Source organism: Kordia sp. E (assembly GCF_056033805.1).
Window position 1 is genome coordinate 294046 of the sequence record NZ_JBRASR010000001.1, and the last position, 24218, is coordinate 318263.

26 protein-coding genes and 1 tRNA gene are annotated in these 24218 nt (G+C 33.7%); 14 read left to right on the top strand and 13 right to left on the bottom strand.

The window, feature by feature from the left end; translation table 11 throughout:
• Positions 1 to 103 precede the first annotated feature (103 nt).
• Both ACUUYC_RS01460 and ACUUYC_RS01465 read left to right on the top strand, forming a co-directional pair.
• Entirely contained in the window at positions 104 to 631 is a 528-nt protein-coding gene (locus tag ACUUYC_RS01460) for a TPM domain-containing protein (RefSeq protein ID WP_474263062.1), read from the top strand.
• Positions 628 to 1131, top strand: coding sequence for a carboxypeptidase-like regulatory domain-containing protein (locus ACUUYC_RS01465; protein WP_474263064.1), 504 nt, complete (start codon positions 628 to 630; stop codon positions 1129 to 1131). The genes ACUUYC_RS01460 and ACUUYC_RS01465 overlap by 4 nt, the downstream gene beginning before the upstream one ends.
• On the opposite strand, the gene ACUUYC_RS01470 is transcribed toward ACUUYC_RS01465, so the two are convergent.
• A complete protein-coding gene (locus tag ACUUYC_RS01470) occupies positions 1128 to 2528 on the bottom strand; it encodes an FAD-dependent oxidoreductase (RefSeq protein WP_474263066.1) in 1401 nt (466 codons plus the stop codon). The genes ACUUYC_RS01465 and ACUUYC_RS01470 overlap by 4 nt on opposite strands.
• 1 nt (position 2529) lies before the next feature.
• On the bottom strand, positions 2530 to 3789 hold the full coding sequence (gene kynU, locus ACUUYC_RS01475) for a kynureninase (RefSeq protein ID WP_474263068.1): 1260 nt from the start codon (positions 3787 to 3789) through the stop codon (positions 2530 to 2532).
• A 148-nt stretch (positions 3790 to 3937) separates the two neighbouring features.
• On the opposite strand from kynU, the gene ACUUYC_RS01480 reads away from it, so the two are divergent.
• A complete protein-coding gene (locus ACUUYC_RS01480; RefSeq protein ID WP_474263070.1) occupies positions 3938 to 4408 on the top strand; it encodes a GNAT family N-acetyltransferase in 471 nt (156 codons plus the stop codon).
• A gap of 41 nt (positions 4409 to 4449) precedes the next feature.
• On the top strand, positions 4450 to 5091 hold the full coding sequence (locus ACUUYC_RS01485) for an O-methyltransferase (protein WP_474263072.1): 642 nt from the start codon (positions 4450 to 4452) through the stop codon (positions 5089 to 5091).
• Positions 5092 to 5218: 127 nt separating this feature from the next.
• On the opposite strand, the gene ACUUYC_RS01490 is transcribed toward ACUUYC_RS01485, so the two are convergent.
• The 7 genes from ACUUYC_RS01490 to ACUUYC_RS01520 form a co-directional block, all read right to left on the bottom strand.
• A complete protein-coding gene (locus tag ACUUYC_RS01490) occupies positions 5219 to 8374 on the bottom strand; it encodes a GEVED domain-containing protein (RefSeq protein WP_474263074.1) in 3156 nt (1051 codons plus the stop codon).
• Positions 8375 to 8640: 266 nt separating this feature from the next.
• Entirely contained in the window at positions 8641 to 10158 is a 1518-nt protein-coding gene (locus ACUUYC_RS01495) for a S8 family peptidase (RefSeq protein ID WP_474263076.1), read from the bottom strand.
• Between the two features lie 37 nt (positions 10159 to 10195).
• Entirely contained in the window at positions 10196 to 10759 is a 564-nt protein-coding gene (locus ACUUYC_RS01500; RefSeq protein WP_474263078.1) for a phosphatase PAP2 family protein, read from the bottom strand.
• Positions 10759 to 11031, bottom strand: a complete 273-nt coding sequence (locus ACUUYC_RS01505) for a Sec-independent protein translocase subunit TatA/TatB (protein WP_046757289.1) — start codon at positions 11029 to 11031, stop codon at positions 10759 to 10761. The genes ACUUYC_RS01500 and ACUUYC_RS01505 overlap by 1 nt, the downstream gene beginning before the upstream one ends.
• A 95-nt stretch (positions 11032 to 11126) precedes the next feature.
• Positions 11127 to 13400 (bottom strand): M1 family metallopeptidase, encoded by a 2274-nt coding sequence (locus ACUUYC_RS01510; RefSeq protein ID WP_474263080.1) that lies wholly within the window; start codon positions 13398 to 13400, stop codon positions 11127 to 11129.
• 63 nt (positions 13401 to 13463) lie between these two features.
• Positions 13464 to 13964 (bottom strand): DUF6702 family protein, encoded by a 501-nt coding sequence (locus ACUUYC_RS01515; protein WP_474263082.1) that lies wholly within the window; start codon positions 13962 to 13964, stop codon positions 13464 to 13466.
• Positions 13965 to 14040: 76 nt separating this feature from the next.
• The gene (locus ACUUYC_RS01520) at positions 14041 to 14808 is read right to left on the bottom strand and encodes a carboxypeptidase-like regulatory domain-containing protein (protein WP_474263084.1); all 768 of its coding nucleotides are present in this window, start codon (positions 14806 to 14808) and stop codon (positions 14041 to 14043) included.
• A gap of 161 nt (positions 14809 to 14969) precedes the next feature.
• Between ACUUYC_RS01520 and pepE the strand changes: the two genes are divergently transcribed.
• Positions 14970 to 15674 (top strand): dipeptidase PepE, encoded by a 705-nt coding sequence (gene pepE, locus ACUUYC_RS01525; RefSeq protein WP_474263086.1) that lies wholly within the window; start codon positions 14970 to 14972, stop codon positions 15672 to 15674.
• A 40-nt stretch (positions 15675 to 15714) separates the two neighbouring features.
• Here pepE and ACUUYC_RS01530 read toward each other — a convergent pair whose 3' ends face one another.
• From ACUUYC_RS01530 to ACUUYC_RS01540, 3 genes are all read right to left on the bottom strand, one after another.
• A complete protein-coding gene (locus ACUUYC_RS01530) occupies positions 15715 to 15870 on the bottom strand; it encodes a hypothetical protein (protein WP_474263088.1) in 156 nt (51 codons plus the stop codon).
• 109 nt (positions 15871 to 15979) lie between these two features.
• A tRNA-Gly gene (locus tag ACUUYC_RS01535) sits at positions 15980 to 16052 on the bottom strand.
• 50 nt (positions 16053 to 16102) lie between these two features.
• Complete coding sequence (locus ACUUYC_RS01540; RefSeq protein WP_474263090.1) at positions 16103 to 16528, bottom strand: GNAT family N-acetyltransferase; 426 nt, start codon at positions 16526 to 16528, stop codon at positions 16103 to 16105.
• 91 nt (positions 16529 to 16619) lie between these two features.
• Between ACUUYC_RS01540 and ACUUYC_RS01545 the strand changes: the two genes are divergently transcribed.
• The 5 genes from ACUUYC_RS01545 (at position 16620) to ACUUYC_RS01565 (ending at position 20037) form a co-directional block, all read left to right on the top strand.
• A complete protein-coding gene (locus tag ACUUYC_RS01545) occupies positions 16620 to 17072 on the top strand; it encodes a GNAT family N-acetyltransferase (protein ID WP_474263092.1) in 453 nt (150 codons plus the stop codon).
• Positions 17073 to 17159: 87 nt separating this feature from the next.
• A complete protein-coding gene (locus ACUUYC_RS01550; RefSeq protein WP_474263094.1) occupies positions 17160 to 18128 on the top strand; it encodes a TolB family protein in 969 nt (322 codons plus the stop codon).
• The gene (locus ACUUYC_RS01555; RefSeq protein ID WP_474263096.1) at positions 18121 to 18852 is read left to right on the top strand and encodes a M15 family metallopeptidase; all 732 of its coding nucleotides are present in this window, start codon (positions 18121 to 18123) and stop codon (positions 18850 to 18852) included. The genes ACUUYC_RS01550 and ACUUYC_RS01555 overlap by 8 nt, the downstream gene beginning before the upstream one ends.
• 36 nt (positions 18853 to 18888) lie before the next feature.
• The gene (locus ACUUYC_RS01560; protein WP_474263098.1) at positions 18889 to 19650 is read left to right on the top strand and encodes a M48 family metalloprotease; all 762 of its coding nucleotides are present in this window, start codon (positions 18889 to 18891) and stop codon (positions 19648 to 19650) included.
• A gap of 219 nt (positions 19651 to 19869) precedes the next feature.
• A complete protein-coding gene (locus ACUUYC_RS01565) occupies positions 19870 to 20037 on the top strand; it encodes a hypothetical protein (protein ID WP_474263100.1) in 168 nt (55 codons plus the stop codon).
• Between the two features lie 75 nt (positions 20038 to 20112).
• Here ACUUYC_RS01565 and ACUUYC_RS01570 read toward each other — a convergent pair whose 3' ends face one another.
• A complete protein-coding gene (locus ACUUYC_RS01570; RefSeq protein ID WP_474263102.1) occupies positions 20113 to 20502 on the bottom strand; it encodes an ankyrin repeat domain-containing protein in 390 nt (129 codons plus the stop codon).
• 349 nt (positions 20503 to 20851) lie between these two features.
• On the opposite strand from ACUUYC_RS01570, the gene gpmI reads away from it, so the two are divergent.
• From gpmI to map, 4 genes are read left to right on the top strand one after another with little or no spacing between them, the layout of a single operon-like run.
• Positions 20852 to 22369, top strand: coding sequence for a 2,3-bisphosphoglycerate-independent phosphoglycerate mutase (gpmI, locus tag ACUUYC_RS01575; protein WP_474263104.1), 1518 nt, complete (start codon positions 20852 to 20854; stop codon positions 22367 to 22369).
• A complete protein-coding gene (locus ACUUYC_RS01580) occupies positions 22369 to 22956 on the top strand; it encodes a thioredoxin family protein (RefSeq protein ID WP_474263106.1) in 588 nt (195 codons plus the stop codon). The genes gpmI and ACUUYC_RS01580 overlap by 1 nt, the downstream gene beginning before the upstream one ends.
• Positions 22957 to 23001: 45 nt before the next feature.
• Positions 23002 to 23412 carry a BT0820 family HAD-type phosphatase gene (locus ACUUYC_RS01585; RefSeq protein WP_474263108.1) on the top strand — a complete coding sequence of 137 codons (411 nt, stop codon included), beginning with the start codon at positions 23002 to 23004 and terminating at the stop codon, positions 23410 to 23412.
• The gene (gene map, locus ACUUYC_RS01590) at positions 23409 to 24212 is read left to right on the top strand and encodes a type I methionyl aminopeptidase (RefSeq protein WP_474263110.1); all 804 of its coding nucleotides are present in this window, start codon (positions 23409 to 23411) and stop codon (positions 24210 to 24212) included. Before ACUUYC_RS01585 ends, map begins: the two co-directional genes overlap by 4 nt.
• The last annotated feature ends 6 nt before the right edge of the window (positions 24213 to 24218 follow it).

A 24218-nucleotide genomic window follows, 5' to 3' on the forward strand; every position in this document is an offset into this window, starting at 1 on the left:
GAGTCGAATAGGTTTGTTTCTTATCATCAAGATGTTAATTTTTGATAAGATATAAAGGAATTTCTTATATTGCATCTACCCAAATCGATCTTAATAACCTACTATGAAATTTAAAAGCCTACTGCTTTGCCTGCTAATAACGTTTAGTTTTAGCTGCGAAGCTTCTCACAAACCTCATTATGATGCTTCTTCTGGACCGTCACATCCAGATACTGCATTTCCAATTCCTGTCGGATTTATCAATGATTTTGATAATATTTTATCTGATGAACAAGAAGCAACATTATTAGAAATTGTAAAACAATACGAAGCTAAAACAACGAATCAAATTGCAATTGTAACACTTACTTCTATTCAAGATTATAGTGGTTTGGAAGAATATTCACTTGACTTAGCCAATAATTGGGGAATTGGTCAAAAAGACAAAAATAATGGTATCTTAATTGCGTTGTATATGAAAGACCGTCGCATTTGGATTCACAATGGTGACGGAATTATGGACAAATTGACCGATGCTGAAACACTAGATATCATCAAAAAAATAATTGTACCTGAGTTTAAGAAAGATGCTTACTTTTCTGGCTTTCAAAAAGGTATTCAAGAAATTATCCGGGAATTGAAAAAATCATGAAAAAATTAGGCTTCTATTGTATCACATTATTTCTACTTACAGCTTGTGCTCAAAAAGTAGTTAAATGTGGTTTAGTGGGAGAAAATATGAATCCTCAAAAACTACCAAGTGTTGTTACGATCAGTGAAAACTTTCTAATTGCAGATACTACTATTGTGAGTGTTTCTGGAAAAATACTTGGAAGTTATATTCATGAAGGAAAAGATACTATTACTGATCCTTTAGAGTTTTCAAATGTGATGTTCACTAATGTTAAAACTAAAGAAGTTCTTGGTAAAATCACACAACAAGATGGATCATACCAGCTTACTATTCCAGCTGCAACTTATGAAATAGGAGCACAATATATTGGTTTCAACAGTGTGATCGTCAAAAACGTAGAACTAGGTACTGGTGAAATTTTCAATTTCTCAGCAAATCTGGGTCAGGGAATTGGCAAAGAATATTTTAAGATAAAAAGAAATAGAACTACTCGAAAAACAGTTCGGAAAACAGACTAGTGCTTCATCGTCTTTGCAACATTGTCTTCATCTAAGATTTCATTCGTCTCAGCTTGTACTTTTTGAAGGATTTCGTTTAAATTAGTTGTAGTGTCTATTTCGGCATCTGCAATCATGTTGAGTAATGCTTTATCTTGCGCACGGCCAATTTCCATTGCTTTACTATACGGAATGTCTTCGTTAAATGTCACCATTGAGTATTTAGAGAAATACTGCTCAGGAAAACTTTTCTCTAAATCCATTTCTAGTTTTCGCTTTTCTTTAAAGATTGGATTGGCTACATGATCGCGCATTTCGTAGTAGTTATCAATCGCTAAATCAGCAATGGCATCCGTATCTTTTTTACGCGCTTTTTCATAAGCTTTGAATACAGTTTCCCAATCGCCTTCATGCTGATCTAACACTTCGTTTAACACAACTACATCTTCAAAAGAAGCATTCATTCCTTGTCCGTAAAACGGAACAATTGCATGCGCTGCATCGCCCATTAATAAGGTATTATTTTTATATGACCAAGGTGAACATTTTACGGTTCCTAATGGTGCAGTTGGGTTTTCGAAGTACTCTTTTGTCAATTCAGGAATTAACGGCACTAAATCTGGAAATTGTGTTTCAAAAAACTCTTGAACTCTTTCTTCTGTCGTTAGATTGTTAAAATTGTATTCGCCTTCATCATACGACAAAAACAATGTTACCGTAAAACTCCCATCTAAGTTTGGCAAGGCAATAATCATATAATCGCCTCTTGGCCATATGTGCAATGCATTTTTCTCAGTACGAAATCCACCAGTTGCCGTTGCCGGAATACTTAGCTCTTTGTATCCATGACTGAGATAATTCTGCGAATAGCTAAATAAAAATTTACGTTCTAAGTAATAACTTTTACGCAATATAGAACCTGCACCATCTGTTCCGATAATTACATCAGCACTGACTTGCATTTCTTTTTTTGTTTCATAACAATAGAAAGTTGCCATGTTTTCTTCAATGTCAATTGCTGTACATTTTTTATTGAATGTAATATCAACAGCTTCGTGTTCTTCAGCTTCTGTTAATAATAACGCATTTAAGTCACCTCTGGAAATTGAATTGATGTATTCATCATCACGTCCTGAATAGTTAGACATAAATGTATTTCCTTCTATATCATGTACCAAACGTCCATGCATGGGAATACATAATGGCATTACTTTATCAGTGATTCCAACCATATTCATAGCTTTAATTCCTCTGTCTGAAAATGCTAAGTTGATTGATCGTCCGGCAGAGATATCTACTTTTCGTAAATCGGGACGGCTTTCCATTACTGTAACTTTATAACCGCGTTGTCCTAAACGTAACGCTAGTAATGAACCGCATAATCCTGCGCCAACAATGAGTATATTTTCTTTCTTCATGTTACAAGCATTTTTTTAGTTCGTCTACCATTCTGTAAACATCTTCAAAAGTATTGTATAGTGGAACTGGTGCACAACGAATTACATCAGGTTCCCGCCAATCAGTTATGATATGTTTGTCTATTAGTTTTTGATGTAATGATTTATCAGCATTTTTCACTTGAATTGATAATTGACAACCTCTTTCTTTTGAATTTGAAGGTGTAATTATTTTGATATGATCTGAACCAATTTCATTAATTAAGTATTCAAAATATGCTGTTAACCTCTCAGATTTTTCGCGTAAAGCGTCCATTCCAACTTCATTAAACATATCTAAAGAAGCTTTGATAGCTGCCATTGACAGTATTGGTGGATTGCTTAGTTGCCAACTTTCTGCTCCTGGAATTGGATTGAAGTCATAACGCATGTTAAAACGAGTACCTTTATCATGTCCCCACCAACCTGCAAATCGATTTAATTCTTTGTTATGTGCGTGCTTTTCATGAACAAATAATCCACCTAAACTTCCTGGACCGGCGTTTAAGTATTTGTAGGTACACCAAGCAGCAAAATCTACACCTGAATCGTGTAAATTTGGTTGAATGTTTCCAGCGCCATGTGCTAAATCAATTCCAACCATAGCTCCTTTTACATGACCGAGTTCCGCAATTTTTTTAATATCAAAATACTGTCCTGTATAATAGTTTACGCCACCAATTAATACCAGTGCAACTTCATCACCTTCAGCTTCCATTATTGCTTCTAAGTCTTCCATTCTAAGCAATTCTTCACCTACTCTAGGTTTCCATTCTACTAAACCTTCTTTCGGATCAAATCCATGAAATTTTAATTGTGATTCTACTGCATACCGATCTGATGGAAATGCATCACTTTCAATAACTATTTTGTATTTAGTTTTTGTCGGTTGGTAAAACGAAACCATCAATAAATGCAAATTCGTCGTAAGCGTATTCATAATTACGACTTCAATTGGCTTCGCTCCCACTATTTTTGCCATGTTTTCCGTAAGAAATTCGTGGTATGGCATCCACGGATTTTTTGCATCAAAATGTCCTTCTACACCTAAGTTTGCCCAATCATTCAATTCTTGTTGAATGTATTCTTGTGTTACTTTTGGCTGCAATCCGAGTGAATTTCCACAAAAGTATAGCCATTCATTTCCGTCTTTGTCTTTCGGGATATGAAATTGATTTCGATAACTTTTTAGTGGATCTTTTGCGTCTTGCTCTTTTGCATACGCCAATGTATTTTGGAACATATTGAATGCTATTTTTACCAAAAATACGTATTAGATTTTTGGTATAAAAGCTTCTTGGTTTTTTCCTTGAAAAAGATCTTATTATCTATAGGTTTTTTATCTTTGAGTTTAAACACATAATATTTTATATTATACTATAAATTTTCCTATGATTTCCATCACTACGCGTAAAGCACTATTAGAAGATTTAGACATTTTATTAACTTTTGAACAAGGTATTATTACTGCAGAACGCCCTTTTGATTCAACATTAAAAGAAGGTACTATTCACTATTATGATATCAAAGAAATGATTATGGCTGATGATGTTGAAGTTATTGTAGCAATTGCTAATGACACAATTATTGGCTCTGGTTATGCACGAATTGAAACTCCAAAAAATTATTTAAAACATAAGAAGTTTGCCTATTTGGGTTTTATGTATGTAGTCCCTGAACGTAGAGGCTTAGGTGTTATAAACCATGTTATAAAAGGGTTAAATTCTTGGATTTCAATTCATGATATTGATGAAGTTCGACTCGATGTATATGATGAAAACATAGGAGCTATTAAAGCATATGAAAAAGCTAGGTTTCGCAAACATATGGTCAATATGCGAATGTCATTAAAAGCACTTTAATTATAAAAAGAAGTAGTATTTTTGTTTAAATTTTTTAGTTTATGCACTTTATTCCAGAAGCTTTAGATGATTATGTTGTAGCACATTCAGCCAATGAACCTGAGTTGTTAAAAGCGTTGACACGTGAAACGTATCAGAAAATTTTACAGCCACGAATGCTAAGTGGACATTATCAAGGCCGCTTGTTAAGTATGCTAGCAAAATTGATTCGCCCAAAAACCATTTTAGAGATTGGAACGTATACTGGATATTCTGCTTTGTGTTTGGCAGAAGGAATGCAGTCAGAAGGCGAATTGCACACTATTGATATTAACGAAGAACTACACGATTTTCAACGTAAGTATTTTGATGCTTCTAATTATGGAGATCAAATTTACCAATATACAGGAAATGCTTTAGACATTATTCCTGATATCGATAGGACGTTTGATTTGGTTTTTATTGATGCAGATAAACCGAATTATCCTGCTTATTTTCATGCAATTATTGATAAGATGAGTCCGAATGGAATTATTTTGTCTGATAATGTTTTATGGAGTGGAAAAGTACTCAAACCACTTCAAAAGAATGATATTTCTACAGAAGCATTACTTGAGTATAATACATTATTAAAGGAAGATTCGCGTATTGAAACAGTTGTTTTACCTATTAGAGATGGTTTGACGATTAGTAGAGTGATTTAATTTAGGTCGTTAGAGTTTTAGGTTTTGTCATTGGACGAGATCCATATAAAATATATAGAAAAAAGCCGTTTCAACATTCATTGAAACGGCTTCATTTTTAATTTTATGATTATACTTTTAGTACAACTTATTTTTTAATAAATTTCTTAGTTACTATAGTGTCTCCAGAAACAAATCTTATAAAGTAAGTTCCAGATGCAAAGTTAGAAACATCAATACTTGCATCATTGTCAAGTTCTTTCATTTCTTTAACTAGCATTCCAAAAGCAGAAAATACTTTTACAGTATTTACTTTTAAACCAGAAGTATTTTTGATATTAAGAATACCTTTCGTTGGATTCGGATAAATCGTAAAACCTTCTTCATCAATACTAAGTTCATGTGTACTTACTGTTTGAGGTGATGTTTCTTTATCAACACGTCTCGTAGAATTCGCAATTCTACTTGTACCTGTATTTCCTGTAATAGTTACAGCATCAATATAAACGCGATCGCCATTACCACTTGCATCACATCTAAATCTAAATTGTGCATTGGAATTTAAATTGTATTGCGATGAGCTAAATGTCACTGTAGATGTGTAGAATAAATCATTTTCAAATTCTGATCCACGAGCCCAAGTAGCTGCTGTTTGCCATCCAGAACCATCATTATACTGAAGCCAAAAATCTTCATTATTTTCCATACTATTAGGCAAGAAGAAAAATTCAACACTAACTGAATCGAATCCAGACAAATCAAATGTTTCTGAAGTCATTGTAGAACTATTTGTGTTGTCTCTTAATCTAATAGAATAACTTCCTTCATAAGAACGTGTACCACTGTAGCGGAAACTATCGCTTCCTCCATCAACCCAGTTGTCCCATCCAGTTTCGAAGAAACCTTCATGAATTACTACACTTCCAGAAGAACAAGGATCACAGAAGGAACCTCCGCAATCAACACCTTCTTCGTCTCCATTTTGAATACCATCACTACACGTTGGTCCGCCAGAACCATCTTGTATGATCACTGTATAATCTTCTACTTCACCATATGTAAAGGTCTCACAAGATGTTGGAATACCATTATATTTTAAAGATACACGCATTCTAGTTGCTCCATTAGTCGCAGCTGCAGGAACAGTAAAGTTACCACTTACAGGTGTATTTGTAGTTGGAGCTTGTGTCCAAACCTGCTCACCAGCATCTGCAAAATCACCATCTTGATTATAATCAATCCATACAGAATATCCTTCACTGTAGATAGTTCCTGTCCAAGTAGGTGTAACTGTTATTGTATATTGTGAAGTTTTATCAAGTGTTGTAGAAATACCTGTAAAATCAGTATAGAACTGACCTCCAGATGCATTATCTATCGTATTTAACTGTACACGACCAATGAATTCATCATTAATATTTGTACTTGCTGAATCACAATATGTTATTTGAACATCTAAAGTTACCACTGTAACTGTGTTACTATTTCCTGAAGTATTTCCAGCGCCATCTTTTGCTACTACATAAAAATCGTAGCTCGTTAATGCTGTTAAGCCAGTTGCTGTATAGGTAGTTCCTGAAGCTGTTCCGACTAAGTTACCATCCTGATAAACATCATATCCTGCAACGGACACATTATCAGTAGAAGCAGTCCATGATAAATCTGTAGTTGTATCTGTGGTATTAGAAGCAGATAAATTTGTTGGTGTCGTCGGCGCTTCTGTATCTGGTGGTCCAGCAACTATTTGAAATGCTGCTACGTGACTCTTTCTAACGTTATTTGGTCCTTTCATATATTCAGCAATGTGCCAGAAGGTCATATCATCAGTAGGATCTACGGTTAGCTGAGCATAATCTCCATAACGTCCATCACCTCTATTATTTTGTGCATCTCCATCAACAATATTTTGTTCTGTTATTGTCATTGTTCCTAAAGGATCGGATGCTTGACGTCCTGTATAACGTAATGAAGTATATACTGTGCTACTTACAATGGTATAGGCAAGTCCTATGTTTCCTTGAGCATCCATACTTATACTACCACAAAAAGTACTATAATTTGGTTGCGAATAAGTTCCTTCTTGATAAATTGTCCAAGGTTGCCCATCTGCAGTTTGCCTTAGTTCATACCATCTAATTCCTGACTTAGTATCATTTCCACTTACATCTACTGCAAAATTCATCACAGCAGAATTATAAGAACCAAATCGTCTGTAATTCGTCATATACATCATAGTTGCTTGTAGGGCATCTATATCTGGTCCATTTCCAGGTTCGTCCAAGTTATTGAATGATCCATTATCGAATACTGAATCGTAAGGTGCTGTGTTAATAATCTGTGGAGATGATATAGAAGAATTGTTTGGCGTATTCCAATCTACACTTACATTCCATATTTTTAGATGATCTTGTGAAACACCTGCCCAAGCATCATCTTGCATATAAACTATAGGCTGAGGCGTCCCAACTGGCGGTAAGTTTGGACCAATACAGTTAAATCCTCCTGGACTATAAAAACCACTAGTTGCTGTAGTTGGAAGAGGAAACCCTACTATTTGTGCATTCGCATTCCCTGCTAACATTTCATCTCTTTCTAGCGCATAAACTACATCACTACTTCCAGCACTCCCTGAATCTTTATTTGCAGTGATATAGTAACCATCACTCCATACTGACATTTTTTCATAATCAGGAAAAGATCCAGTATTGAAACGATATGTGTACCATCCGTCATTTACAGGATCTGGTCCTTGACAAACAGCAATTAAGATACCATTCGGAGTATCACTAAACTGCATGATGATAAAACGATCTGCATAGCGATCGTACACCACTACAGGATCACCAAGATCTTCATTAGGAAATAATGTTGCTAATGAAGCTTCAGGAACTAATACATTCCCAGATCTATCTAAAATACCGAATCCTGAGTTGAATGCATACACATAATGATTTGGTCCAATTGCTCCCGTAGGATCATTCAGAACCGTTCCTGTATGTGCAGGAAAATCTATAGTTGGTGCTCTACCAGGAGATTTCGGAGAATTTAATTGTTGTTGAATTAATGGATCGCGTCCAACAGGAAGCCCTTTGCCAGGAACTACTGTGTTAGTACCTCTACGCTTAGGAGGCGCAACATGTCCTAATCCTTTAGCTGCAATAATGTTATCCATTTTAGATAACGCTGGAACTTCTACCATGTAAGCTGCCTTTGCGTTTGATGTTGCTTTTAAAGAGCCCGGTTTCTGAGCTTGAATAGTAAAAACACTCATCAAAAACAGCAATAAAAAATAATTTGTTTTCATAATGTAGGTTTAAAATTTGGTTAAGGTTAATTAGGTATTTATTCTTTCACAAATAAACACTCAGTAATATAGTCCTTTTTTATTCAAAAAAAACCTACTTTTCGTGTATTAAAAGTAAGGTGAAAACGTAATGAAATTATAAAAAAACGCTTTATAGCACCTTGTAAAACACTAATTACAAACTACTTAAATAGAAATCATAAAAAAACTCTCGCCATTACGACGAGAGTTTCTCCCTATTTACTAAACTAAATATGCCAACTGTTCTATTGAACGGCTTGCAATGCGTTTATATTTCCATATCCATACTGTGAGTTTTTGTTTGGATAGAAATCTGCAGATTGTTTCAATCTGTTTAATACTTGTTCTTTTGTCCAACTTGGATGTCTTGACCAAACTAAGGCTGCAATTCCTGCTGTTGTCGCTGTTGCTACAGACGATCCACCTACGTAATCTGTTTGTCCATTATAATACCCCAATACTGGTGTTGTTCTATTTCCATTACCATCACGTTGCATAACAATCGTGAAATCAATTTTGCTTCCTTTGTGGCAAATATCACATTCTTCATAGTTATTTGCATCCGTTACACCTGTTACGGCAACCGTTTCACTCATCGAAGCAGGAAATATTACACCTACAAAGTTAGTAAAAGTTGTCGAAGTTCCACCAGCTGCGAAGATTAATTTTCCTCTATTATTTGCATATCGCACCGCATCCTTGATTCTACCTATAGAAAATATGTTTCCGATAGACATAGAAATAATTTTCACATCACTTCTATTCCCTAAAGCTTTTAGTGCGTTTGCAACACCTTTTTGCTCATGATAACCATCTAAAAGTACGTTTTTTGTTCCTCTATAACTAATTAAATTTGCATTGTATGCAACTCCAACTGGCATTCCATTATTGTTTCTTGGAGCTGTTGCCACAGACGTCATACTTGTTCCATGTCCACATTGATCATTTGGACCATCAATATTTGATGACCATGGCCACCAAGAATCTACAAAGGTTCCATATTTTTGAACATAGCGCCCTGAAGAATATCCATCATTGAAGTTTCCATTCATTAACGAATTGTTTGGTGTTAATCCTGTGTCAATAACTCCAATTCCGATTCCTGAACCTGTACTATAATTCCAAGCTGCAGGAATATTATGTATATTAAAGTTCCAAGGTAATTTAGCACCTGGAGCAATTGTTGTGTAGTCAGCTGAATTTAATGTTGCTCCATCAAATCCGCATCCTGCACCAGATTCTGGCGTACCTTGATATTCCCAATATTTATATCCACTAGGTTCTATATATCGGATTCCTTCTTCTTTTAATAAGTTTTCAATTGTTGTTAAGTTTTCAATTTTTACATCAATGATATTTAGTTTATCATCTTCATCAAGTAAGATATCTGATGTTTTTTGTATGCCAACATTTTCATCAACGGCAATATTACCAAGTAATCGATCTTTGATTCCACTTGCGTTTGAATTTTCTTTGTTAAAATCATTATCATCAGCTCCAAATCCGACAGTAACAATGTGATCTCCATGCATAGTTGCACTCCAAATCATGTGTGCATCCATGTTTTTCCATTCAAAATCTACACGTTGCGCGATAGTTTCATTGATTTTAGTATTAATTTGTTGTGGAGTAAGTGGTTCGCGTTGGTCAATTGCAACAACACTTTCTTCTTGTAGGTTTTCATTAATTGCAGTCTCTTTTGAACAAGAAATGATGCTCAAAGCCGCCATTACTATGACAAGCCTTAGGTTAAGATTTTTCATTATTTATTATTGATTGGTTAAAATTTTAACGAATATATTAATAAATTCGTAATTTTACTATGCGTGCATTGCAAATTCGATGAAATGCAACACCAATTAAAATACCAATAATAATTCCTGTTAAGATATCGGAAGGATAATGTACTCCAAAATACAATCGGCTGTATATAAATAATAATGGCCAAATGTATAGCAAGCGTATAAAAGGGAATATTTTTCGCACTATTAATACCAAGTAAGTTGTTAGTGCAACAGAAACCGTTGCATGTCCTGAGAAAAAACTATAGTTCGTAGGTTTGATAATAATATTTAGAAATGGTGCAACAGTAGGATCGTTACACGGACGAATACGTTCAATTCCAATTTTAATAATTTCAACTAAAAATAATGAAGCGAATAGAATAAAGAATCCGTATCCTATTATATATTTTGCTTGACGCTTCGGGAATTTTTTATAGATTTTGTAGAAAATAAAGAGTAGCAATGGTATCCAATAGACAAAACTCGTAACATATATCCAAAAAGTATTGAATTGGGTTTCACCTAGATTATTTAGGTAAATCAGTAATTCTTTGTCATATGCCAGTAATTCATCAAGCATTAAAACTGCCTTTTGATAGGACCTGACATATCTTCTATGTCTTCTTTTACTTTATCTATTTCTTTTTTAATATCACCTGCAATGTCAGTATCTAGACCATTATCTTCCGCACTTTTTTGAATTTCGTGCTTTATCTCGTTGGTAGCATCTTTTAGTTGACGCATTCCTTTTCCAAGTCCTCTTGCTATTTCAGGAATTTTGTCCGCACCAAATACCAAAACTACGATTAACATAATTACGAATATTTCTCCTCCACTAATGAATAATGCCATGTGTTCTTGTATTATTATGCAAATATAGTCAAGTTAATATTATGGAATAAAAAAACCAGCAATTAAGCTGGTTTTTTATTAATATGTTGTAAATATTACTGTTTTATTTTGTCTTCTTTAAACTTGTTGAAGTCTGTATTTCCTTCTTCATTAGGCCATGAATTGTTAGAAGTATCTATATCTGCAGTCTCTAATTTTGGATCTAATTGAAGCGTTTTGATTGCTTTGTCAGATGAGATTACAATTTTTGCACTGTTATCATTTTTTCTCCAGATTTGAACAGGATACTTAATCATTTCAGTAGATCCATCTTCATATGTACATTCAACAATAATAGGCATTACCAATCCGCCTGGCTTGTTAAATTTAACTTCATAGAAGTACTTAGGGTTTTTCATCGAAGCTCTTTCTTGCGTTGTGAAATTGTCTACTAAGTATTCTTTTAATGGAACATTTTCTTCCATGCTTAATACTGCTTGTCCTTCGTTTTCTTTTTTGTAACGTGTATCATCACTTGGTATGAAGTATACAAAACTTCCGCTTCTACCTTTTCTTGTTCCCACTTGATATTTTTCAACACTTTCAATTCCAATATCTACATAATCAGTTGTGTAAAACCATCCTCTCCAAAACCAATCTAAATCGATTCCTGAAGCATCTTCCATAGTTCTGAAGAAGTCTTCTGGAGTTGGGTGTTTAAACATCCAACGTTTTGAGTATGTTTTGAATGCATGATCAAATGCTTCTTTCCCCATAATAGTTTCACGTAATATGTTTAATCCTGTTGCTGGCTTTCCATAGGCGTTTGGACCTAGTTGTTGTACGTTTTCAGGATTTGACATGATTGGAGATAATCTAGACTGACTTCCTTTCATATACGGAACAATTTTAGAAGCTTCACCTCTACGAGAAGGATATTTTCCATCTGTAGATGCAACAGATTCTGGGTATGTTTCTGCAAATTTTTGTTCAGCTAAGTATTGCATAAAAGTATCTAAACCTTCATCCATCCATCCCCATTGACGCTCATCAGAGTTTACAATCATTGGGAAATAGTTATGTCCAACTTCATGGATAATTACACTAATCATTCCAAATTTTGTACGTTCAGAGTATGTTCCGTCTTCATTTGGACGTCCATAATTCCAGCAAATCATAGGATATTCCATTCCTTGATTCTTTGCGTGTACAGAGATTGCTTTGTGGTATGGATAATCGAATGTATGTTTTGAAAATGTTTCAAGTGTACTTGCAACAGCTTTTGTAGAATATTCTTCCCAAAGTGGATTTCCTTCTTTAGGATACATTGAAACTGCCATTACTTTTTTACCATTGATATCAACAGCTTGCATGTCCCAAATAAATTTACGTGATGTAGCAAAAGCAAAGTCTCTTACATTTTCAGCATGGAACTTCCACGTTTTCTTTTTATTTGAAAAGTTTTTCTCAGCAGCTTCTGCTTCTTCTTGTGTTACTATAATTACAGGTTTGTCATAAGAATTTGTTGCACGCTCGTAACGTTTCATCATTTCCTTAGTGAAAACATTTTTTCTATTTTCTAATTTCCCTGTAGCATCTAAGATATGATCTGCAGGAACTGTAATGTTTACTTTGTAATCTCCGAATGCTAATGCAAATTCACCATTTCCCCAGAATTGATAGTTTTGCCATCCTTCAACATCGTTATAAACCGCCATTCTTGGGAAAAACTGTGCTATTACGTAGGCATTGTTTCCATCTTTTGCAAAATGCTCAAACCCTGAACGTGCTCTGTTTGTAACGTGATTGTTGATGTTATACCACCATTTTATTGAGAAAGATACTTTATCACCTGCCTCTAATGCTTTTGGCAAATCAATACGCATCATTGTTTCATTGATTGTAAATGATAATGGTTTCCCTTTCGCATCTCTTACATAATCAATATTGAAACCTCCATCAAAAGGATCAGCTACATAACTTTTCACAAACGTAGATGCTCTTTGTAAACGTGGAATACGTTCTCCGTTTTTTAGAGAAGCTTGCGAATTTTTCGCTCTAACATTTTGATCGAGTTGTACCCAAAGGTACTCTAAGTCATCAGGGGAATTATTTGTATATGTAATTGTTTCAACTCCATAAAGCTTTTCGTTTTTATCATCAAGCTCAATATCCATTTCATAATCAGCTTGTTGCTGATAGTAAGCGCTTCCTGGCGCACCAGAAGCAGTTCTGTACATGTTTGGTGTAGAGAATTCTTGGTATAGCTGTCTAAACTTGTTTTTATTGATGTGTCCTTGCGGCTTTTTATCATCTTGTTTATCTTGAGCTAGTGCTAAGTTCGCTCCTAAAAATAGGAATGCGAGAATGTAGAATTGTATCCGTTTCATTAGGCTTTGTAAATAGGTTTGTATTTTTCAATTTGTGAAAATAATTATTTTCACGAGTTATTGTTAAAAATTTAACAAACCTTTATCATTTTCTTTGACTAATAATAAACTTTTTCGTTGATCTTTAATTTTTACATGCACTAAATTCTGTTGATCTTCTTCTAATTCGTATAAGATGTTGCTTTTTATTTCTAAAGAAGTAACCGTTTGTATGTCTGTAATTTCGAGATAACAAACCGTAACATCATCTTCATATTTTTTTCCGATGAACGTGAATGTTTTTTGTTCACCATTTACCCAAATTTTGAGTTTCTTTTTGAGGTATTTTTCCATGAATTGCTCTACTTCTTTTACATTTTTTTCTGTAGTCAATTCTTCTTTTAAATCATACCGCAATTGCAAGGCTTCTTGAAAATCATCAATGAAGATTCTAGTTGTAATTTGTAATGAATTATTGAGCTTGCTATGTTCTATATTGGTAACACTTACGTAAAATTTGTGTGCTGCAACAAAAGATACTAATGGAAATATGCAGAGTAAAACGAGTGATTTGTATAATTTCATTGCTGTATTTTAACTTTGTTTTGTTCTGACAAAGATATCCAAAAAGCGTTCCAAAAAATATATTAATCTATTTAGTCTAGTCTTTTGTTTTGATAGATTCCAAAAATGCTTTGCTATGTTTTACCATAAAATCAATCATTAGAAATTCATTTTTCTTTGTGAATATATCTTCTGAAGGCAATTGATCATCACAATAATATAGAAATGTTGCTATTTGATCTTCTGGAATATTTAGATTTTTTGTAAAAAAGTCATCTTTGTAACGAGCGCGAATGTCATTGAAACTTGTACGCTCATAGATAGGTTTTACTTTTTCTTTATTTCCTTTTTTACCTTTTCCAATAATTGAAGTAAGTAACATTCCCACAAGCCCAATTATATTAGCGCCTTGAAAGTTTGCCTGATCTAGTGCTTCATTATGTACTTCTGAATAACGGTCATCCGCAAATTGATAATCTTTGTATTTTGCAATTTCCTTTTCTTGGAAATCAAGAAATTTTTCTTGGTTTTCTGGGCTTATAACTACTTCATCAAGTTCTTCTACCTTTTCTTTCACCTCAACAACCAAACGATTATTTTGAAGAATTTCGTTTGTAATTGTCACTTCTCTTATCGTATACTGAACTGAAGAAAAAACTAAAATATCACCTTCTTTCGCTAAAATTTCATATTCACCTTTGCTATTAGTAGCTGTTCCTTTACTTGCGGTATTATTTACAATATTAACACCAACTACATTTACATTTCTATAGATCACTTTTCCGCGCAATATTTTTCGTTCAGCATCTTGCGCTAGTGTTATAGTTGAAATTAAGAGACATATTAAGAGTAATTTTTGCTTCATTTCAGGCTTGGTGTTTTTGGTTATATGGGTAATTTTCAAATTAGACCATAAAGAACTAAACTAATGTCCTTAAAAAAATGTCAACATCCATTAAACTTTTGTTAAAACCTTATTATGATTACTTTTACATTATAGAATAAAACTCAAGCATTTTACGCCTTATGAAAAATATGATCATTGCAAGTACTTCAACAGTTCACGGAAGTGGCTATTTAGCTTATATTCTTGATGAACTTGCTTCACTATATAAAGATACGGAAGAAATTTTATTTATTCCCTATGCAAGACCAGGCGGAATTACACATGATGAATATACTGCTATTGCTGCAAAAGCTTTTAAAACAATTGGAAAAACTGTGCGTGGTGTACATGAATTTGAAAATCCAAATGAAGCAGTAGCAAATGCCAAAGGAATTTTTACAGGTGGCGGAAATACATTTCTACTAGTTTCACAATTGTATAAAACGGAAGTGATGATTTCACTTAGAGAAGCCATTTTTAATGGAACACCATATTTGGGCACAAGTGCAGGAAGCAATATTTGCGGGTTAACGATGCAAACAACGAACGATATGCCAATTATATATCCGCCAAGTTTTAAAACATTAGGAACGATTCCTTTTAATATAAATCCTCATTATTTAGATCCGATTGAAGGAAATACACATATGGGAGAAACACGTGAAACGCGAATTAAAGAGTTTCATAAATTTAATACACTTCCTGTGGTTGGAATTAGAGAAGGAAGCTGGATTCGTGTTGAGGATGAAAAAATCACCTTAGAAGGTCCACACACAACTCGTATTTTTGAATATGACAAAGCGCCATACGAACTTGACTCAGGAACAGCTCTTATATTTTCATAAATAAAAAAGGTCACATATAGTATGTGACCTTTTCTTTTTGTTATCTATCTTGACCTACATCGCAAGGAAAGTTAGAACCTCCTGTATCACACCATTCATAATGTGTTCCTGCTGCTCTTCCACCTTTAACTGAATTTAGATCAGTTACTACAATTTTTGTCAATTTCAATTTTTTCTGGAATTGTCTTTTTTTCATAATTATTAGAATTTTAAATTATTAAGACAGCCAAGCTAAAAATAGCTTTTAAAATTTTGGTAAGGTTTTACCATAAAAAAAGCCGATTCAGATGAATCGGCTTTTGAAGAGCGAAAGACCGGGTTCGAACCGGCGACATTCAGCTTGGAAGGCTGACGCTCTACCAACTGAGCTACTTTCGCATTGCGGGTGCAAATATAGAGAAACATGCTTCATTTCTCCAAACATTTTTTTAGATTTTTTTTAAAAAATGATAACCAAGTGCGTTAAATCCCTGATTATAATAGAACTTATGTGACGGAAAATTTTGCACATATGTATTCAATTCTATCGTAGTAACACCTTTTTTCTTTCCATAGACCTCAATCCATTCAAATAATTGCTTCCCAATTCCTTTACTTCTATAATTTTCATCTATGTATACATGATCAGGTTCTAAACTTCTTCCACAATAATGACGTGTCATACTCCACAAACCAAAACAGCCAATTAATTCTTCATTATCATACACTCCAAACGCTTCATAATCTTGCGTTAGCATTTCTGCAAAACGTTCTTTTAGTATATCCATTGGAACTTTTTGCTGATTCATGATATCTAAATATGGCAAAATAATTTCTGCTTCATCATTTTTAAGTAATTTAAACCTAATCTGCATGTTGTAATTTTTATTCAAAAATAATTTATTTCTGTAAAAATAGACTCCATAATTAGTTATACTTTTGAATATTAGAATAAATTTTGTGATTATGAAAATCAAGGAATCATATACTATTAAAGAGATTACTGCAAAAAAAGCGTATGATGTACGCCATCCTGTATTACGTGAAGGAAAGCCAATTGATTCTTGCCGTTTTGATGGAGACAAACTATCCACAACGTTTCATTTAGGATATTTTATAGATGAACAATTGGTCGGTGTTGTAAGTTTATTAGAAAGAAATCATGCTACTGTAAAAACAAAAAAAGCATTTCAATTGCGGGGAATGGGCGTTTTAGGTAATTTTCAAAAAAGAGGAATTGGTGATGCTTTGGTAAAAAAAGCAGAAGTCATGATTCAGCAAAAAGGCGGAACTTTTATGTGGATGAATTCACGTGAAATTGCTGTTCGATTCTATGAGAAATTAGGATATGTTAAGCATGGCGAGCCATTTTCAATTCCAGAAATTGGTTTACACTTTACCATGATAAAAACATTCTAAAAAAAGATTAACGACTCTTTAACGCTTCTAAAAAAGTAAAATAAGTACTTTTTGATCCTTGAACTCATCAATCAAACTGTATACATTATGAAAAAAATACTACTCTTACTCGTTTTCGCGAGCACACAATTAGTTGCACAAAAACAGGCAGATATTACATTTAAAAAAGATTTTAATACTCCTGAAGTTTTTATCAATCTTCCAGATTTTAAAAATATTAATGTCAGAGACATGGCGATTTCACCAAACAATGATGAAATTTTCCTTACGCTTGATGCTCCGAAAAATGCTTTTAGAACCATTTTAACTTCTAAAAAAGTAAACGGAACTTGGACAGCTTTTACGATTGCTTCTTTCTCTGGGAAATTTCATGATATTGAACCTGCATTTTCACCAGACGGAACAAAGTTATTCTTTGCCTCCAAACGTCCCGTAGGAAATGAAACTTCTCCAAAAAAAGATTACGATTTATGGTTTGTATCAAATGTAAATGGAAAGTGGAAAAATGCAAAACGATTACCAAATACTATTAATACTGATAAAAACGAATATTATCCTTCTATTGCGAATAATGGAACTATTTATTTCACAGCAGATTATGATGACGCAAAAGGAAAAGAAGATATTTATAAAAGTGAATTCAACAATGGAAGTTACCAAACTCCAATAAGTTTGTCTGAAGGTGTAAATACGAAAACCTACGAATACAATGCCTATGTAAGTCCTGATGAATCGTTTCTAATTTTTGGTTCGTATGGACGAAAAGGAAGTTTAGGGCGTGGAGATTTATATATTAGTTTTAATGAAAATGGTGTTTGGAAAGAAGCTGTTTCTTTAGGTAAACTGATTAATTCTAATCAGATAGATTATTGTCCGTTTGTATCTTTTGACAAGAAATATTTCTTCTTTACCAGTGAAAAAAGTACGATTAAAGCTAGCTATAACAATTTAACCACAGAAAAATTGAAAGAAGTTATGAATGAAGGAAGCAATGGAACTTCAAAAATTTACTATCTTCCGTTTGAAAAATTATTAAAATCAATTCAACTTGAATAGATCAAATTTTATGAAGCTTCTCGGACTTGGAACTGTTGCATTACACAGTGTACCAAGCATGGCTTTTAACACTCAAGATTCAAAAAACTTAGAACTTATCGGGAAAGGAAATCCAGCCGTTTTTGGAAAAGGATTTTCATTGCGAAAAGAAGCATATGATGCATTTGTAAAGATGCGTGAAGCAGCTGCAAAAGATGGATTTTCTATTCATGTTGTTTCAAGCTATCGCAATTATGCACATCAAAATCGTATTTGGGAACGTAAATACAAACGTTTTACCAAGCAAGGTTTGACACCTATAAACGCAATTAAAAAAATTATAGAATATTCAACAATCCCAGGGACTTCTAGACATCATTGGGCAACTGATATTGATATTATTGATAAAAATGCTTCCTATAGTGGTGATGTGTTAGTTCCAAAGAAATTTCATGGCGACGGACCGTTTTGCAAACTCCGTGAATGGTTAGAAATCAACGCAAATTCGTTCGGGTTTTATATTGTATACACAGATCACTCTGATCGTAAAGGTTTTAAATACGAACCATGGCATTACACTTATGCGCCAATTTCAAAACCAATGTTACAAGCCTATAAAAAGTTGGACGTTAAAAAAATGTTGCAAGCTGAAAAACTATTAGGAAGTGAGCATTTTGACGAAAATTTTATCAATTCATATATAAAAGAGAACATTTTGGATATCAATCCTGTGCTTTTAGACTAACTTTTGTACTTTTATAACACACCAATTTTAACAATCATGAGAGGTAATAAGTTAAAAATCCGTTTGTTGATCGGACTTGCTATTGTAGCATTTGCATATTTTAAAAAATGTTCAAGTCAAGAAAAAAATCAATATACAGGTCGTACACAAACAATTAGCATGTCTACGGACGAAGAAATTGCTTTAGGCTTTGCAAATCGTGATGCGATGGCACAACAACATGGTGGATTGTATCCTGATGCTGGTGCGCAAGCTCGTGTAGACTTTATTGGAGAAAAATTAGTTGCTATGAGTATGGCTAAAGAATCTAATTATAAGTTTGAATTTCATTTATTAGCAGACAATAGAGCCATTAATGCATTTGCGCTTCCTGGCGGGCAAATTTTTATCACCAATGCATTGTATAGTAAACTAGACGATGATCAATTGGCCGGTGTTTTAGGACATGAAATTGGTCATGTATTGGGAAGACATTCTGCAGAACGAATTGCTGAAAGTGATTTTTGGAAAACAGTTTCTACTGGTGCTTCCGTCGGTGCTGATATGGGCGGAATGATTAATGGAATCGGGCAACAAACTTTACTAAAAAATGGACGTGATGATGAATTGGAAAGTGATGAATTGGGCGTTGCATTAATGTTATATGGCGGTTACAATCCTGAAGCAATGATTGAAGTAATGAAAATTTTAAAAGCTGCTGCTGGACCAAATAGAAGTCCTGAGTTTCAAAGCACACATCCTGACCCAGAAAATAGAATTCAACGCATTAAAGAAGCTATTGAAAAGTATCGTCAGTAGTTTGTTAGATGTTAGAGAAAATACTTTTACATTTTATATTTTGAGTTTTGTTGATTAATGATGTTACTAAAAATCGATAACTACAATCACTTTTTTATTTAAAATTCAACATTTAGCATTTATAACTTCCCAACACTACCATCATGATGGTAAAACAGTACTACTCTTGGAGTTTTAATAGTTATCTTGTTCATTGTTATTAACTTAAAAATCATAACCATGAAAAAACAGCTAAACCAATTAAACCTCAACAAGAAACAGATTAGTATTTTAAATCAAATAGATATTTCAGGTGGAGGACCACAAATTTCAAGACAATGCCCTGTAGTAACCATAAGAATTACTATGTGCTACGGAGCTAATGTTTGTCAAAAATGGCCTGACTAAGATTAAAATATAGTATAAAATAAAAAAGCCGTTTCTTAACAGAAACGGCTTTTCTTTTAGTATAATCTTGTGGTATTATTTCTTAGCATCTACCAATACTTTCTTTACTTCTTTTGCCTGTGCTGATACTGCATAATCAATAGCAGTTTGTCCATTGTCATCTTTTGGACCAATTCTAGCGCCATTATCCAATAATAATGAAGCAATTTTTACTCTATTGTAACGTGCTGCATACATTAAAGGTGTTTTTCCATTTGATTTTCTATTTACATTTTCTCCAAATTGGATCATTCGTTTTACAGTATCAAAATCTCCTTTTGCGATTGCTACACAAAATGGATTTACTTTCACAATTTTAGTAACTGTTACTTCGCTGTTTACTGTTTCGTTGTTGTTCTCTGTTGCGTTTACCGTAGTGAATGAAGCTCCTACTATAAGAGCGATCATAAAGATTGTTTTTTTCATTTTTGTTTGTTGTTTTTTAATTTGATGATTGTCGATTTTTGTAATTTGATTACTCTAAAGAGACGACCATCGGCATAAATTGTTGCAAACATTTTCCCATTATAACATAATCTTAACTATTCGGACAGAAATCTGTTAAAACCATCTTAAAAACAATTATTCTGTTAAGAGTTTATATAGAAATTTTTAAGAATTCCTTAATGTATATTTTTTGACGTTTTATAAGAAAAAACAGCCTTTTAGTATGAATATCATAAACCTTCATTAAAAAGAATGGTTTTTTGAGTTTGGGTTGTTATTATGTAATCAAATACACTTATTTTAGTTTTTTAAATAAGAATTATCTCGAATGAATAAGAAAGTTATTTTAATGATTTTAGATGGATGGGGAAAATCACCCAATCCTGCTGTTTCTGCTATTGCGAATGCAAATGTTCCGTTTATCAATAGTTTGTATACAAAATACCCAAACGCTAATTTACTAACAGATGGAATGAATGTTGGCTTGCCAGAAGGACAAATGGGAAATAGTGAAGTTGGACATATGAACTTGGGCGCAGGACGTATTGTGTATCAAGATTTAGCAAAAATCAATTTAGCAATTCAGGATAACACCTTAAAAGACGAAGTCGTTTTAAAAACCGCATTCGAACATGCAAAAGCAAACAACAAAGCAGTTCATTTTTTAGGATTGGTTTCTGACGGTGGCGTGCATTCACACATTAATCACTTGGAAGGACTTGTAAATATTGCAGATTCTTACGGATTATCAGATGTATTTATTCATGCATTTACAGACGGAAGAGATGTTGATCCAAAATCTGGAAAGGATTTTATTGCTAAAACAGAAGCTTTCTGTAAAAATACCAACGCACAACTAGCAACAATTACAGGTCGTTACTTTGCTATGGATAGAGATAAACGTTGGGAACGTGTTCAACTTGCGTATGACGCATTGGTACACGGAAAAGGCACATTGAGTTCAAATGCTACGCAAAGCATTCAAGAAAGTTATGATGCAGACGTTACGGACGAATTCATCAAGCCAATCATTATGACGAATGATAAGAATGAAGCTGTTGCTAAAATAAAGGAAGATGATGTCATTATCTTTTTCAACTTCAGAACAGATCGTGGACGTGAATTAACAGAAGTGTTGTCGCAGCAAAAATTTCCAGAATTCAACATGAAACCACTTCCACTCTATTATGTAACGTTGACAAACTATGACGCATCCTACAAAAATGTTCACGTTGTATTCAATAAAGAAAATATTAAAGATACATTAGGCGAAGTCCTAGCAAAAAATGGTAAAAAGCAAATTCGTATTGCGGAAACGGAGAAATATCCGCATGTTACTTTTTTCTTTAATGGCGGACAAGAAACTCCTTTTGATGGTGAAAAACGATTGTTATGTCCGTCACCAAAAGTAGCAACGTACGATTTACAACCCGAAATGAGTGCCTATGATATTCGTGATGCTATCATTCCAGAATTGGAAAAAGAAGAAGCTGATTTTGTATGTTTAAATTTTGCCAATCCAGATATGGTTGGACATACAGGAGATTTTCAAGCTGCTGTAAAAGCCTGTGAAGTTGTTGATGCCTGTAGCAAGTCTATTATTGAAGTTGCACAAAAGCATGGTTACAGCACTATTGTAATTGCCGATCACGGAAATTGTGACACAATGATTAATCCGGACGGAAGTCCAAACACTGCGCACACAACAAATCCAGTGCCTATTATTTTAGTGGATGAAGATATTAAAACTATAAAAGATGGAGTTTTGGGAGATATTGCACCAACTGTTTTAGCTATGATTGGAATTCCACAACCTAAATTAATGACTCAAAAATCACTTGTATAATGAAGAAGTTAGTATATATATGTATAGCGCTTGCATTTTTTGCGTGTAAAGACGAAAAGAAGACAGCAACGCCAGCACCTGTTCAAGAAGAAACAACTGCAACTACTGAAGAAAAAGTTTCAGAAACAGAAGAAGAGGAAGAAAAATTACCAATTTTGACAGGAATTCAAACGCGAGAAGCTATTGCCTCTGCGCCATATGACAGCTGGTTTGGTACAACATACGCAGTCTATTCAGCAGACAAAGAAACCTTAGACGCTTTAAAACCATTAACAAAAGACATAAAAATTAAAGTATTTATGGGAACTTGGTGTGAAGATAGCCAGCGTGAAGTTCCGCATTTTTATAAAGTTACAGATGTTTTAAAATTAGATGAGAAAAAAATTGAACTTATTACAGTTGATGAGGAAAAAGAGACTCCAAAACATTTAGAAGATGGTTTCAATATTACCAATGTTCCTACGTTTATCTTTTATAAAGATGGCAAAGAAATAAACAGAATTGTAGAGTTTCCTGTAACTTCTTTAGAAAAAGATATGCTAAGTATTTTATCTGGTGAAGCATACAAGCACAGTTATGCTGAATAAGACACTAATTCTTTGTAACTTTGCAGACCAAAATAGGAAGATGTAATGATTGCGAAAGAAAGCTTGTTAATAGCCGTTGATTTTGATGGAACCATAGTAGAAGATGCGTATCCAAAAATTGGTACGCCTCAACTATTTGCTTTTGAAACGTTAAAGCGATTGGAGCAAGACGGACATCGTTTGATTTTGTGGACATACAGATGCGGAAAAAAATTGAATGAAGCTGTTGATTTCTGCAAAAGCAATGGTATTGATTTTTATGCTGTAAATAATAGTTATCCTGAAGAAGTATTTGAAGGCAAAGTGAGTAGAAAAATTAATGCTGACTATTTTATTGATGATAGAAATATTGGTGGTTTTATAGGTTGGGGCGAAATATATCAGTTGCTCACCAAAGAAACACCGAACGTACAATTAAAAAAGAAAAAAGGATTGTTTTCCTTTCTGAAAAAATGATCATAGCTAAGACAAAAGAAGAAATAGAATTAATGCGCGAAAGTGCGTTAGTTGTTTCAAAAACATTAGGAATGTTAGCCAGTGAAGTAAAACCTGGTGTAACCACTTTATATTTAGATAAGTTAGCCGAAGATTTCATTCGTGAACAAGGTGCTATTCCTGGATTTTTAGGTTTATACGATTTTCCAAATACACTATGCATGAGTCCTAATGCACAAGTTGTACATGGAATTCCAAACAATACACCATTAATAGAAGGTGACATTATTTCCATAGATTGCGGTGCTATTAAGAACGACTTTTATGGTGATCACGCATATACTTTCCCTGTTGGAGAAGTACCAATTGAAGTAACCAAATTATTGACCATAACGAAAGAATCTTTATACGCAGGAATTCGTGAATTGAAGATTGGAAATCGTGTTGGAGATGTTGGTTATGCAATTCAGCAATATACAGAAGCACATGGATATGGTGTTGTTCGTGAATTAGTAGGTCATGGATTAGGAAAAAAGATGCATGAAGATCCTGAAATGCCAAATTATGGTCGTCGTGGACGTGGGAAAAAATTCATTGAAGGAATGGTTGTTGCTATTGAACCTATGATTAATATGGGAACAAAAAACATAAAACAATTGCGTGATGGTTGGACGATTTTAACACGTGATGGAAAGCCAAGTGCACATTTTGAACATGATGTTGCTATTGTAAACGGAAAACCTGAATTGTTATCTACATTTAAGTATATATACGATGCTTTAGGTATTGAAAGTGATGAAGAAAACGAATTTAGACAGTAAATCACT

Bases quoted from the DNA above. Each gene is read 5' to 3' on its own strand.
- ACUUYC_RS01460 (WP_474263062.1), top strand. From the start codon at position 104: ATGAAATTTAAAAGCCTACTGCTTTGCCTGCTAATAACGTTTAGTTTT.
- ACUUYC_RS01465 (WP_474263064.1), top strand. From the start codon at position 628: ATGAAAAAATTAGGCTTCTATTGTATCACATTATTTCTACTTACAGCT.
- ACUUYC_RS01470 (WP_474263066.1), bottom strand. From the start codon at position 2,528: ATGAAGAAAGAAAATATACTCATTGTTGGCGCAGGATTATGCGGTTCA.
- kynU (WP_474263068.1), bottom strand. From the start codon at position 3,789: ATGTTCCAAAATACATTGGCGTATGCAAAAGAGCAAGACGCAAAAGAT.
- ACUUYC_RS01480 (WP_474263070.1), top strand. From the start codon at position 3,938: ATGATTTCCATCACTACGCGTAAAGCACTATTAGAAGATTTAGACATT.
- ACUUYC_RS01485 (WP_474263072.1), top strand. From the start codon at position 4,450: ATGCACTTTATTCCAGAAGCTTTAGATGATTATGTTGTAGCACATTCA.
- ACUUYC_RS01490 (WP_474263074.1), bottom strand. From the start codon at position 8,374: ATGAAAACAAATTATTTTTTATTGCTGTTTTTGATGAGTGTTTTTACT.
- ACUUYC_RS01495 (WP_474263076.1), bottom strand. From the start codon at position 10,158: ATGAAAAATCTTAACCTAAGGCTTGTCATAGTAATGGCGGCTTTGAGC.
- ACUUYC_RS01500 (WP_474263078.1), bottom strand. From the start codon at position 10,759: ATGCTTGATGAATTACTGGCATATGACAAAGAATTACTGATTTACCTA.
- ACUUYC_RS01505 (WP_046757289.1), bottom strand. From the start codon at position 11,031: ATGGCATTATTCATTAGTGGAGGAGAAATATTCGTAATTATGTTAATC.
- ACUUYC_RS01510 (WP_474263080.1), bottom strand. From the start codon at position 13,400: ATGAAACGGATACAATTCTACATTCTCGCATTCCTATTTTTAGGAGCG.
- ACUUYC_RS01515 (WP_474263082.1), bottom strand. From the start codon at position 13,964: ATGAAATTATACAAATCACTCGTTTTACTCTGCATATTTCCATTAGTA.
- ACUUYC_RS01520 (WP_474263084.1), bottom strand. From the start codon at position 14,808: ATGAAGCAAAAATTACTCTTAATATGTCTCTTAATTTCAACTATAACA.
- pepE (WP_474263086.1), top strand. From the start codon at position 14,970: ATGAAAAATATGATCATTGCAAGTACTTCAACAGTTCACGGAAGTGGC.
- ACUUYC_RS01530 (WP_474263088.1), bottom strand. From the start codon at position 15,870: ATGAAAAAAAGACAATTCCAGAAAAAATTGAAATTGACAAAAATTGTA.
- ACUUYC_RS01540 (WP_474263090.1), bottom strand. From the start codon at position 16,528: ATGCAGATTAGGTTTAAATTACTTAAAAATGATGAAGCAGAAATTATT.
- ACUUYC_RS01545 (WP_474263092.1), top strand. From the start codon at position 16,620: ATGAAAATCAAGGAATCATATACTATTAAAGAGATTACTGCAAAAAAA.
- ACUUYC_RS01550 (WP_474263094.1), top strand. From the start codon at position 17,160: ATGAAAAAAATACTACTCTTACTCGTTTTCGCGAGCACACAATTAGTT.
- ACUUYC_RS01560 (WP_474263098.1), top strand. From the start codon at position 18,889: ATGAGAGGTAATAAGTTAAAAATCCGTTTGTTGATCGGACTTGCTATT.
- ACUUYC_RS01565 (WP_474263100.1), top strand. From the start codon at position 19,870: ATGAAAAAACAGCTAAACCAATTAAACCTCAACAAGAAACAGATTAGT.
- ACUUYC_RS01570 (WP_474263102.1), bottom strand. From the start codon at position 20,502: ATGAAAAAAACAATCTTTATGATCGCTCTTATAGTAGGAGCTTCATTC.
- gpmI (WP_474263104.1), top strand. From the start codon at position 20,852: ATGAATAAGAAAGTTATTTTAATGATTTTAGATGGATGGGGAAAATCA.
- ACUUYC_RS01580 (WP_474263106.1), top strand. From the start codon at position 22,369: ATGAAGAAGTTAGTATATATATGTATAGCGCTTGCATTTTTTGCGTGT.
- ACUUYC_RS01585 (WP_474263108.1), top strand. From the start codon at position 23,002: ATGATTGCGAAAGAAAGCTTGTTAATAGCCGTTGATTTTGATGGAACC.
- map (WP_474263110.1), top strand. From the start codon at position 23,409: ATGATCATAGCTAAGACAAAAGAAGAAATAGAATTAATGCGCGAAAGT.